This window comes from Spirosoma utsteinense, from assembly GCF_014282275.1.
In the GTDB taxonomy this organism is placed as follows: domain Bacteria; phylum Bacteroidota; class Bacteroidia; order Cytophagales; family Spirosomataceae; genus Spirosoma; species Spirosoma utsteinense.
In genome coordinates, this window is sequence record NZ_VFIA01000048.1 from 23477 (window position 1) to 35813 (window position 12337).

Consider the following 12337-nt stretch of genomic DNA (forward strand, 5'->3'; position numbering starts at 1 on the left):
TCACAACCCGTGCTATGAACCTACTGGAAAACGTTAAGAAACTGTTCGGATTTACGCCCGCTCAACCCGCCCACGCCACTGAGCCCGAGCCAGCGGCACCCGTGCCGACTGTAGAGCCAACGCCAGCGGTCCCGAAGGTGGCCCCGTCAGGACCTCCCCCCGCGTCGAAACGAAGGGAGCAGCTGCTGCGGTTTATAGTCGGCAAACTGAGAGCCTACCAAAATGAACCAGACAACGCGCCCATTGGTATCCGGCTGTGTATCGTTTGTGCCGATCCGGAAGAAGAGGAACTGCATCGGGTGGCGCTCTGGGCTACTCAGCCGGGTAAGTTCCAGCAGGAGCTGAACCGGCTGCTGTCCGATAATTACATCACCCTGCTGCCGAACTGGCGATTCGACTACGCTTTTTTTGCTGACGCTCTGCCGCCCGACTGCACCTACCGGGAGGAGACTATCGGTCTGGTCGTGCTGGATAAGTCGAGGCCCGATGGTCCTCCGCTACTGGCCAGGGTTGTCGCGCTGGTGGGCCAGACGGAGCAGCCGGCGTATGTGCTCGATCCGGCTCAGAAAACTACATTCTGCATTGGTCGGGGGCATATGACCCAGACCACATCGGGCCGCGTCCGGACGAATGATATTGTATTTCTCAACGATGATGATGCCGGGTTTGATGCCTTGACCGGCAAAGGCAATGGGGCCGTAAGCCGGGCGCACGCAAGCATACGGTATGACGTGGCACAGAAGCGATACGCCCTGCTCGTCGATCCGGGGGGCTTGCCGGGGAGTGGCAACAAAACGAAACTGATGCACCCCGACGATACGATCGAACGCGCCGATATCGGCGGAATGAACTACCCCCTTCAGGATGGCGACCAGATCGAGTTAGGCGGTGAGGTTACGTTGCTGTTCGAACTGATAAACTGAACCGAAATAGAGGAATAGCATTGGATACCTTTGTACTCAGGCAATGGGCGATCATGAAAAAGCGGGCAGGCAGTTGAATGAGAAATCAAATCAACGGCCTGACCGCTTTCAGTAACGGTTGTTCGTTTACTCAGCTATCACCGTTTTATGAGCGGGAATCAGCCGATCGGCCTGCATCTGTTCAAACAGATCGAAGAAAGATTCATCGGTCCGTTGATAGACCGAGAAACCCAGTTTGCGGCTTTTCGACATATCGGTCATTACTTCGATGGGCCGCCCAAGATCGAGGTCGGTATGCCAGGCTGATGCCACCCGGTTCAGGTTGGATTCTGCCAGCCCATACCGACTGGCGATCTCCTGCCATAGCGGCCCGTCACCGGCAATTTGTTCTTCCAACGGGTGGATAGTCCCGTCAAACCCAACCGCTTCGAGGCCGAACCAGTCGGCCAGCTGTTTCCACAACCAGCTCCACCGGAAGACATCGCCATTGGCCACGTTGAACGCTTCGTTGTGAGCGGCTTCGGTTGTTGCAGCCCAGACGAGGTGTTTGGCCAGTACCCGGGCGTCGGTCACGTCGGAGAGACCTTCCCACTGGGCTTTGGAGCCCGGCCAGCGGAAGGGTCGCCCGCTGGCTTGACAGATGGTTGCGTAGGCGGCTAAAGTGCTGCCCAGATTCATCATGTTGCCTACCGCTTTGCCAATAACGGTATGCGGGCGATGGATGCTCCAGGTGAAGCCATCCCGAGCTGCTGCTGCGTAGACCTCATCTTCCTGCGCGTAATAAAAATTCTCTATTTCCAGGCGTGGGTGTTCCTCCCGCACAGGCGTCAGGGGCAGAAATCCCTCTTTGGCGTAGGCATCGAACGGCCCCAGATAGTGCTTCAATCCCGTTACCAGCGCAACATGTTGTACCGATTTTTTAGGGGCCAGCGCGTCCAGCAGATTACGAACCATAGCCCCGTTGACCCGGATATTTTCGGCCTCGGTCGCATTACGCATCCAGCTCGTAAAAAAAACGTGTGTAGGATCAATGGTGGCCAAGGCTGCCTGCATGCTATCCGGATCGAGCAGATCCGCTGCAACCGGTTGTAGATTGGCTATTGTCTGATTGGGGTTCCGGGCTAAGCCGTAGGTGAGCCACCCCTGTTCAATAAGTTCGTGGGCAAGGTTGCTGCCGGTGATTCCACTGGCACCAACTACCAAGGCGACTTGCTTCATGTGAAAGGATCAAAATAACGTTGTACGATGACTAACTAAACAGCCACAATGTTCGCCATTCTTCGCGGGGCGGGAAAGGACTTATATCACTTAAATGTTGTGAGGTAGATCACATCAATGGGCCGACATCCGGCTTAATGTTTCCCGGCTGATGCCCAGATAAGAGGCTATGAGTGCTTTAGGTACCCGTTGTAATAGCGTGGGATACAGCTGGATAAACTGGTTGAACCGTTCTTCGGCTTTCTGACTCATGAGCGACAATATCCTTCGCTGAAGGGCAATGTAACCCGCTGTTGTTTTCTTCATGAAGAAGTATTCCATCTTTTGCAGCTCTACGCAAAGCTTTTCCCGGTTATCGATGGAAATGAAAAAAAGCTGTGTGTCTTCCAGGCAATCGATATGTAAGGTGGCATTTACTTTGTTGTGATACGCCTGAGGATCAGAAATCCACCAGTCTTCCATCGCAAACTGTAAAATATGGGTTTTGCCAAGATCATCCGTGTAGAACGACTTCAATAACCCCTTGACCACGAAATGGTCATTGGGCGCTGGATCACCCGCCTGAACGACATACTGATGTTTCTTGACCGTTCTGGCCGTAAAGTGAGTCAGGACAAACCGAAACTCTTCATCGGTCAGGGTAACGATTTTCTCTATTTGTCGGCGTAAGACTTCTTCCATGTTCAACCAGTGTCATTCCCTGGATTACAACCCGCGCGCACCCCAAACGGCTAAAAAACGAATCGTGCGGCTTACCCGTTCAGATCGCTCAGTGACAGACAACGGAACCCGCTGTGGGCCTGAGTACTGCGTTGAAGCCTGATCATAACCATTCCCACGCGCTTTGGTAAGCGTCCAGTTGCTGCGCGTAGTCGATGAAGTCGGCATAGAAAGGATGGCTGGCCAGCGTGGCGCTGTCGCCCACGATGATCAGCTTTTTCCGGGCGCGCGTCATGGCCACATTCATGCGTCGGATATCCGATAAAAACCCGATCTCGCCCTGGTCGTTACTACGGGTCATGGAAATATAGACGATATCACGTTCCTGTCCCTGAAAGCTATCGATGGTGTTCACCGCCAGTTTAGCCCGGTAAGGTTGTAACGCCGGCGCATGCTGGAGCAAGTCGTTGAGCACGTTCAACTGTTGCTTGTAGGGGGAAATGATGGCTACCGATGGGAAATCCAGTGGTGTATAGAACGGGCTCAAGGTTGCCACTACGTCGGTCAGGTGCTTGATCAGCAAGGCGGCTTCCTCGGGATTGGTCGAGCTTGTTCCTTCCAGTTTCTCATCGAATCCACAGCCGGCGGTATCGATAAACCCCAGTGGACTGTCGCCGGCAAAGAGCGAGTGGGTAGCCACGGAAGCATGCGCCCGCAGCCGGTTCTGGTAAAACACGCGGGAGGAGTAGCCCATGATTCGTTCGTGCATGCGGTATTGCTCTTCGAGCAGCGTAACGGCTTCGGGATGCAGGGCAACGCATTTCTCCAGCAACGTGGTGCTCAACCCTTTCCGGGCTGCTTCCATCGATTTTACCGTGGGCGATAGCTGGCAGTGATCCCCCGCCAGTATTACCTTTTGGGCTTTCAGAATGGGTATCCAGCAGGCTGGTTCCAGGGCCTGGCCGGCTTCATCGATGACCACGGTGTGGAAGGTCAGGTTCCGGATCATGTACTGGTTAGACCCAACCAGCGTGGCTGTTATCACCTGCGCTTTGGCTACCAGATCATCGATGATATACTGCTCCGAATTATCTACCTCTTTCATGATCCGGTGCGCTTCGTCGAAGAGGGCCTTACGCTGGTCACGCTCGGCTTTACCGAACTGGCGCTTGTACTTATGCGCCATATTCTTGAATTCGTTCGCCTGCTTTTTCAGCTTTTTGGCTTCCCTCATCAGCGGATGGTCAGCCATTTTATGGTCCAGCGTCAGGGCCATCAACCGGTCAGACACCCGGGCCGGATTCCCGACGCGCAGCACGTTCAGGCCCTGTTCATGAAGCTTTTCACTCAGGAGATCGACGGCCGTATTGCTGGGGGCCACGACCAGTATTTTCTGGTGGTCCTGCCTGATCAGCGCGTTTATCGCCTGTACCAGCGTCGTGGTTTTGCCGGAGCCCGGCGGGCCGTGGACAATGGCCAGTTCATTGGCTGCCAGGATATGCTGCACCGCCTGGCGCTGACTATCGTTAAGTCGTGGAATAACGGGTAGCGGGATATCGGTTCGTGCGGTAGGGGAGGCCTGCCCCGTCAGTATATTGACTAATCTGTTTTTAGGGTTTTCGCTGCGCATGTTAGCCTCCTTAAGCGCGTCCTGCATCTCATCATAGCTCTTGTCGTCGAAAAGCATTTCTACGCCCAGCTTGCCATCGCGGGACCAGTCGGGCAGTTCATCGGTGAGCAGGGTTATCTTCAGCCGGTTCCCGCTCAGGTAGGCGATGGTACCTTCTACCCGGTCTTTCCGGGGATCGTGGTTGCTGAAAAAAAGAGCGGGCATGCCCGACCGCAGCTGGTGCGATACATCGTGGTGGTTGGTGCGTTCGAGTTCGACCGTCACATAATCCCCCCGGCTCATTTCAGACCCTCGGATGGCGATGGGATACCAGGTCAGGCCGTTGGCCCGGCGGTCGGCAATGGAGGTAGTTTCGGTAAGTTTCCGGTACTGGTTGCGGTCCTCTTCTCGTTCAGCCTTTAGTAAATCAAGAAGCTGTTTAAAATAATCCATAGACAAAGGTAGCCCATAATTGGCCGGAGCCCGACGGTACGGTATACTCATTCCTTCCTGTCGTTTGCCATACAAAGTAGTTTACAGCCCGTTTTGACTTACCGTTTGAAAACCGGCACAAATCAGAATACTTATTCCTAAACCCTTTAGCCGTGCCTCATTTTGGGGCATCGGCTCAACCTGTTCATACTATGATCTCTTTTTTATCCTCGTCGAAGTCCTGGCTTCGTCTGCTCACCGCAGCCGGGGCCACGGTTGGTTTGTATGCCTGTTTAACTACCCAGAAGGTTTCAACGCAGGCGGTAACGGCCAGCGCGCCGGAAGTGGTCAGCCCGCCTGCGCCCCGGCGGGTCCTTGTTTTTTCGAAGACCAAAGGGTGGAAGCATACCTCCATTCCGTTTGGCATTGCCGCTATTCAAAAGCTGGGTCAGGAGAATAACTTCCGGGTCGACACGACGAAGAACGCCGACTACTTCAACGACGACAGCCTGCGGCATTATCAGGCTGTTGTTTTCATGAGTACCACCGGCAACGTGTTGAACCCTGTTCAGCAGGCTGCTTTCGAGCGTTATATTCAGGCCGGTGGCGGGTATATGGGTGTTCATGCCGCTGCCGACACCGAGTATGACTGGCCCTGGTATAACAAACTGGTGGGGGCTTATTTTTCCAGCCACCCCAATAATTCCAATGTGCGCAAAGCTACCGTCGACGTGACGGATAAAAGCCACGTGTCGACGGCCCACCTGCCCGACCGCTGGGAGCGCACCGACGAATGGTACAACTACCGATCCTTTTATTCGGATCTGAACGTGCTGGCGAACCTGGACGAGAACACCTACGATGGCGGAACGAATGGCAGTAACCACCCTATCGCCTGGTATCATGAATTCGATGGTGGACGGGCATTCTACACGGGGGGCGGGCACGAGGATGCCAGCTTTAGCGAGCCCCTGTTTGTGAAGCATTTGCTGGGTGGCCTGACCTACACGATGGGTAAAGGGCAACCGCTAAATTACACCAGGTCCTACGCCGTTGTTATGCCCGAGGAAAATCGGTTCACCAAAACGGTACTGGTCAATGACCTGAATGAGCCAATGGAGCTGGCTGTCGTGGACGATGGCCGGGTATTCTTTACGGAGCGCAGTGGCAACGTGTCGGTGTATGACACCCGCACCAGCCAGGGGAAGGTGATGCATAAATTCGCCGTCAGTACGAAACAGGGGTTTGGGGTGCAGGGAATCACCACCGATCCCAACTTTGCTACGAATCATTTCCTGTACCTGTACTACAGTCCTGCCGTTGAGAAAGATCCTGTTTATCAGCTATCGCGGTTTGTTGTAAACGAGGATAACACACTGGATCTGGCTTCGGAAAAGGTGGTGCTGAAAATTCCGCACGAGTTTGAGGCCAGCGCCCACCACGGTGGTTCTTTTGCCTGGGATAAGGAAGGCAACCTGTATCTCTCCACCGGGGACAATACCAATCCCTTCCCGTCCAACGGCTACAATCCCATTGACGAACGGCCGGATCACCTCACCCTCGACGCCCAGCGTTCGGCCGCGAATACCAACGATTTGCGGGGTAAAATACTGCGTATTCGTCCCCAGGCCGATGGTAGCTATACCGTTCCCGATGGCAACCTTTTTGCGAAAGGAACGGCCCAGACCAGGCCGGAGATCTATACGATGGGATTACGCAATCCGTATCGTATCGCCGTAAACCCCAAAACGTCGGTGCTGTACTGGGGCGAGATCGGGCCGGATGCCGGGAAGGACAGTACCATCGGCCCGCGGGGATACGATGAGTTCAACCAGGCAAAAACACCCGGTAACCACGGCTGGCCGCTGTTCATTGGCGACAGCAAGCCTTATCCGGATCTGGACTTCGCTACCAATGTGGCGGGGCCGCTTTTCGATCCCAAAGCCCCTGTGAATGGGTCGCCCAATAACACGGGCTTAAAAAACCTGCCAGCCACCAGACCTGCCATGATCTGGTATCCCTATGCCGCGTCGAAGGAATTTCCGGAACTGGGGCAGGGCGGGCGTAGTGCCATGGCCGGTGCGTTCTACAGCTACGATTCGGGTTCAGGCGCGAAGAACAAGTTTCCCGCGTATTACGACGGGATGTTGTTCATCTTCGACTGGATGCGGAACTGGGTCGTTGCCGCCCGTTTCGACAAGGATGAGAATTACCTCCGTACAGAACCGTTCATGGTTGGAAACGGCGACTTCCGGCGTCCAATCGACCTCACTTTCGGGAAGGATGGCGTGATGTATATGCTCGAGTACGGGTCCGTGTACGGGGCCGATAACGATGATGCGCGGCTCGTGAAAATTGAATACAACATGGGTAACCGCGCCCCCATCGCCAAAGCCAACGTCGTCGACTCCCTGGAAGCCGCCCAGGCCAATGCCCGCTCTTTTCTTACTTCCGACAACCGGTTTGGTCCGGTTATCCGGGAGGCTGTCGGGCAGGCACCGCTTCGGGTAAAGTTCAGCGCCCGGGGTACAGACCTTGATCAGGATGATGTGCTGACTTATCAGTGGATGTTCGATGGGAAAACGGTTGGGGATACCCGGCCGAATGCTACCTACACCTATACGCAGCCCGGCGTCTATAACGCCATCGTGAAAGTAACGGATCAGACCGGGCTATCCGGCATGGATACGATTGTGGTGAAGGTTGGGAATGCCAGGCCCGAGGTGGCCATCACCACGGCGGGTAACAAATCCTTCTTCTGGCCCGACAAACCGTTCACCTATGCCGTGAAGGTTGCCGATAAGGAAGATACCAGGATCGATCCTAAGCGGGTTAAGGTGTATTACGCCTACAGTGCCCAGCCGGGCGGGACACCAGCCGCTGTTCCGCAGCAGGGGCACCAGGATCTGGCGTCGGTGGGCAATGGCTCACTGGGCAAGAACCTGATCGCCAACAGCGATTGTAAAGCCTGCCATACGATTGACAAGCCGTCGGTGGGGCCTACGTTCCTGGCGGTTGCCAGCCGGTATAAGGGGCAGGCGGGCATAACGGAACGGCTGGCGAAGAAAATCATCGAAGGCGGTGGGGGCAACTGGAGTAAGGACCACCTGATGAGCGCTCACCCCCAGATTCCCGCTCAGGATGCCCAGGAAATGGTTAAATACATTTTCTCACTCACCGACAAGCAGAATCAATCCACGGTTCCGCCACAGGGAACACTGGCCCTGAAAGAACATAAAGCGGAAGAACCCCGCGGTCAGTATACGCTGGTAGCCACCTACACAGATAACGGCGGCAAGGGCGTAGGACCGCTTACGAGCACCGACGTGGTAACCCTGCGGAATGCGAAACTCAGAGCCATCGATGCTGATTCGTACGTTGGATTCCCGCGCTGGGGCAGCCGGCTTTCGGCAGGCGGACATAAGGCCTACCTGTTGTACAAAGGCGTCGATATGACCGGTATACAGTCGCTCACCTATGACTACTCTTCGTTGAACAAAGACGGCGAAATCGAAGTACGGCTGGATTCTTACGCCGGGCCGGTAGTGAGCCGGGCACCGTATAAAGTCACGGGAGACTGGAAAACGATGAATCAGGTAACGGGGACATTCGACAAACCGATTACGGGGAAACACGATGTTTATATCATTGCGGTTAAACGGGACAAGCCAACGAACGAGATCATTCAGCTTAGCAGCGTTCAGTTTAACCCCTACTAGGCTTTCATTTCTTTCTATCGGGCTGGGGTGGTATCAGGTTTTGCGCCTGATACCACCCCAGTCACCCGAAAACCCTAGTCAGTAATCAGTTCGGTCGTGTTTGGCTTTGTTGCTGCCGGTCTTCTGTGGGCAAGTGGATGGAGAACGTGGTGCCCTTTTTTTCTACACTCTGCACATCGAGATGCCCCTGGTGAAGTTCAATAAACTGCCGGGCAATAACCAGTCCAAGGCCCGTTCCCGGAATTCCCGCGGTATTACTGGCCCGAAAAAATGCCTGAAACAGGGCCGATAGTTCGCTTGCCGGTATACCAATACCGGTGTCGACCACCTGTAACATAAGGCTGTTCTTCCTGAAAACGATACGCAGCCGGGGCGAGGTGTCGGTTGAAAACTTGAACGCATTCGACAGCAGATTGACCAGCACATGTCCCATCAGCTTGTCATCGATAAAAACGGGGTGGGGTGTCCCTTCGATCCGCAACTGAACCGTACGGTTATCCAGTCGTTTGCTGAAGTGAGTAGCAATCAGGCTCCGGCAAAGTGAGGTAACATCCGTTGGGCGGGGTGTGAACGTTATTTTACCCGCTTCGATCTTGCCGATCGTCAACATGTCGGTCAGGAGATTACTAAATTTTTCGATTTCTTTCTGGATAACGTCCAGGTGATTCTGAATGGACTGGCGGGCACTTACGGCGGGCATTTCCAGATATAGCCGGATGAGGTCAACGCTGGATTGAATGGTAGTCAGGGGCGTTCTGAACTCATGAGAGGCCGTAGAGACAAACTGGGACTTGAGCTGGTTGAGTTCCTGCTCGCGAAACAGCGATTGCCGAAGAACAAACTCTTTTTCTTTCTGGCTCGTCACGTCGTTTCCAATGGCGATATGGCGTACGATCTGACCCGATTCATCCCGGATGATAAACGTACGGATCGATAACCAGCGCACAGCCCCGTCGGGACGTTTGAGCTGACAGTCCAGGTGTCCTTCCTGACCAGCCCGGTACTTGCTCAGGAACGTAAGGACAGCGCGCTTGTCCTTGTCGACAATCGCTTCTATAAAGGAGCGCGGGCGGCTGTATAACTGCGCAGACGTGGCGTTGAACAACCGCTCGTAAGCGGGGTTGACGTAGAGCAGCTGGAACGGTTCTGGCGAATGAATCCAGAACACCTCATCGACATTTTCGGCAATTTCCCGGAACCGCAGTTCACTTTCACGCAGGGTATCGTCAGCCAGTTTCCGGCTCGTCATGTCCCAGGCTACGCCGATAAGGCGCTGGGGGCGTTGCTTTTCATCCCTGATAATACGCCCACTGGTTTCTATATACCTGATCGTACCTTCCGGCCGTATGATGCGGTATACATGGGAGATACTGGTGTCCGTCCCGGCTAGCTCCTGCGTACTCTTTTTCAGAAAAGCAGACCTGTCTTCGGGATGAATCGTTTTGATGAATTCCTCGAAAGTCCAGTTCCCGGTATTCGGTTCCATTCCGTTTATTTCCCACAGGCGTTTATCCCAGAAAACCCGGTTTTTCCGCAGATCGATCTCCCAGATGCCCTGCCCGGCGGCTTCGGTGGCTAACTGTAGCCGCTGGTTCAGGTTACGCAGTTCCGTTTCGGTCTCCTGCCGGCCGGTAATGTCGCGGGCCGATCCATATATTACCTGATCGATAGCGATAGCATTCCACTCGATCGTTCGGTAGGTGCCATCTTTTCGCTGCATCCGGTTGATCTGGTTGCGCACCGGTTGCTGGATAATTTTCGATAACAGTTCTCTATTAACCGATTTCTGCTCATCGGGATGAATCAGGCTTAAAAAAGGAATTGCCGTGAGTTCTTCGGCCGTATAGCCTAGTGTGCTCTGGGAGGACCTATTGACCGTCAATATGGTACCCTGGCTGTCGGAGATACAATGCATATCCAGCGCTCCGTCGAAGAAGGTATTTAGCTCCCGGTTCTTTTGTTTCAACCCGGCTTCGGCACTTTTGAGCGCAGAAATATCCGAAGCTATGCCCATGTAGCCGATCGTTTCGCCCTCTTCGTTCTGTAGCACACTGGAGGCCAGTAAAACCGGTACCAGCCGACCACTTTTATGGACGGCTACACATTCCAGATTAACAAAATCCCGCCCTTCAAGCGCACGCTTGAGGAAGGGTACATAAGCGTCACCAGGTCGGTAGTCATGAAACGAAGCGACCGGAAGGCTGTTTTCGCCAACGCCAGGGTTCAGCTGGCTGGTCATGCCAACCAGTTCGAGTGGCAGATACCCTACCAGCTTTTCACAGGCTTGATTCGCGGTTTGAATAATGCCGTGAACATCCGTCGATACAATTGCCTGACCGGCATATTTAAGGATAGCGTTCTGTAGTGTCGACAGATTTTGAATTTGTCTGGTCCGGGCGAGTATTCGTTTTCTTAATTTAGCGTTCTGTTCATTCAGTAAGAACTTTGCTTTTTTAAGCGCTGAAATATCGATTACTGTAAATAGCACGTTGTTGCCCACCCGGGAGATGGTAAACTGGCCCCATACTGAAAAATCGTCATTTTTGACATGTTTTTGATACTGCTGGGGTGTACCTGTTAAAGCCACGTCAATCATCCGGTCCAGTAAACCCAGGCTGATAGCGCCCGGGAACAGGGTTGTCAGGGAGTGGGCAACTAGTTTTTCAATGCTATATCCGGTAATTGTCGCGTTCACGGCATTGGTCACCAGGCAAACGAAATCCTTGATCTGACCATTCTCCCAGACTGGCTTGAACAGAGAAAGTCCCGTAGGCGCATTGGACAGGATTGCTTCCAGCAATTGAGTTGTTGCATAGGGGGTAGCCGATGAGTGATCAAAAGCAGGCTCGGTTGATTCATCTTCCTGAATCTCCAGCAGGTATCCAGGCTGGAGAGGGGTGATTTGTACGGTTCCCGGCTTCCCGGATGCTGGCTGGTAAGCCACGCGGCAACCTCTGCCTTGTTGCAGCGTTTTCCATATGGACTCCAGCGTATTCCCCGGCTCGGGAGTTATCCACGCCGACAGGTAAAAGCGTTCTCCCCTGACCGCTGGCAAACCTGTGGTATGTATTTCTAAATCAATGAGCTGACCCTGTTCCGTAAAAACAGGATGGCAGAAAAACTGGGTGCGGTCATTGGGCTCAAACTCGGTAATACCCGTTGACACCACATTCCCTGATAGAGTCGTCATATAAAGAAAGCCAGTTTTCCGAGGTCTTATGTCTATTCTGACAAACGCACCAATACCCTGTGCAACCGCTTCGTACATGGATGAACATAGTCAGGTGATGCCGTATTGGTATACGTCGTCTGGTAAAACCTGTTCGTTTGTGATGGAAAATAGACTAGTAGGACGCCAACAAATATATTCTCAATTTCTGAGTATGTATATAAAGCAGGTTATTTCTATGTATCGACATGACTATAATTAAACACACTTAGTTCGCAATTATGGCCGTTCGGGCTTGCCTAAACAGCCCTGATACCCATGCAGACTGAAATAGGCATTAGCTGGCGGCTTGAAGCCCGATCCATAAGCGGACAACGTGCCAGCCGCTTACTATATCGTTACAGGGTGGTATTGGGTGGGTGCGCAGCCACTTCATCTATAGGGAATTGAGCCAATACGTTGACCGTTTTTGAGGGGCGGTGTCTAAACAGAAACCTATTAGACTTGTTGTGATGGTGACTATGAGCTAGTTAACTAAATAGAAGTTCCATAAACCCGCGCAGATTCCTATCGCTGATTCGTACAATGTGACCTTGTGGGTTCGTAA

At 53.5% G+C, this 12337-nt stretch carries 6 protein-coding genes; 2 read left to right on the forward strand and 4 right to left on the reverse strand.

Annotated features, from left to right (window positions below; genetic code table 11):
- The first annotated feature begins 14 nt into the window (after positions 1–14).
- A complete protein-coding gene (locus FH603_RS24305; protein ID WP_186741141.1) occupies positions 15–923 on the forward strand; it encodes an FHA domain-containing protein in 909 nt (302 codons plus the stop codon).
- A gap of 126 nt (positions 924–1049) precedes the next feature.
- Here the strand turns inward: FH603_RS24305 and FH603_RS24310 are convergent, their stop codons facing one another.
- From FH603_RS24310 to FH603_RS24320, 3 genes are all read right to left on the reverse strand, one after another.
- Positions 1050–2141 (reverse strand): SDR family oxidoreductase, encoded by a 1092-nt coding sequence (locus FH603_RS24310; protein ID WP_186741143.1) that lies wholly within the window; start codon positions 2139–2141, stop codon positions 1050–1052.
- A 114-nt stretch (positions 2142–2255) separates the two neighbouring features.
- Positions 2256–2822 (reverse strand): Crp/Fnr family transcriptional regulator, encoded by a 567-nt coding sequence (locus tag FH603_RS24315; protein WP_186741145.1) that lies wholly within the window; start codon positions 2820–2822, stop codon positions 2256–2258.
- A gap of 142 nt (positions 2823–2964) precedes the next feature.
- Positions 2965–4863 carry an AAA domain-containing protein gene (locus FH603_RS24320; RefSeq protein WP_186741153.1) on the reverse strand — a complete coding sequence of 633 codons (1899 nt, stop codon included), beginning with the start codon at positions 4861–4863 and terminating at the stop codon, positions 2965–2967.
- 191 nt (positions 4864–5054) lie between these two features.
- Here FH603_RS24320 and FH603_RS24325 point away from each other — a divergent pair, with 191 nt between their 5' ends.
- Positions 5055–8561 carry a ThuA domain-containing protein gene (locus tag FH603_RS24325; protein WP_186741147.1) on the forward strand — a complete coding sequence of 1169 codons (3507 nt, stop codon included), beginning with the start codon at positions 5055–5057 and terminating at the stop codon, positions 8559–8561.
- A gap of 85 nt (positions 8562–8646) precedes the next feature.
- Here FH603_RS24325 and FH603_RS24330 read toward each other — a convergent pair whose 3' ends face one another.
- Entirely contained in the window at positions 8647–11751 is a 3105-nt protein-coding gene (locus FH603_RS24330) for a sensor histidine kinase (protein ID WP_235985623.1), read from the reverse strand.
- Positions 11752–12337 lie beyond the last annotated feature (586 nt).

Excerpts from the sequence above, each read along its gene's own strand:
- FH603_RS24320 (WP_186741153.1), bottom strand. The coding sequence starts at position 4,863 with ATGGATTATTTTAAACAGCTTCTTGATTTACTAAAGGCTGAACGAGAA.
- FH603_RS24315 (WP_186741145.1), bottom strand. The coding sequence starts at position 2,822 with ATGGAAGAAGTCTTACGCCGACAAATAGAGAAAATCGTTACCCTGACC.
- FH603_RS24330 (WP_235985623.1), bottom strand. The coding sequence starts at position 11,751 with ATGACGACTCTATCAGGGAATGTGGTGTCAACGGGTATTACCGAGTTT.
- FH603_RS24310 (WP_186741143.1), bottom strand. The coding sequence starts at position 2,141 with ATGAAGCAAGTCGCCTTGGTAGTTGGTGCCAGTGGAATCACCGGCAGC.
- FH603_RS24325 (WP_186741147.1), top strand. The coding sequence starts at position 5,055 with ATGATCTCTTTTTTATCCTCGTCGAAGTCCTGGCTTCGTCTGCTCACC.
- FH603_RS24305 (WP_186741141.1), top strand. The coding sequence starts at position 15 with ATGAACCTACTGGAAAACGTTAAGAAACTGTTCGGATTTACGCCCGCT.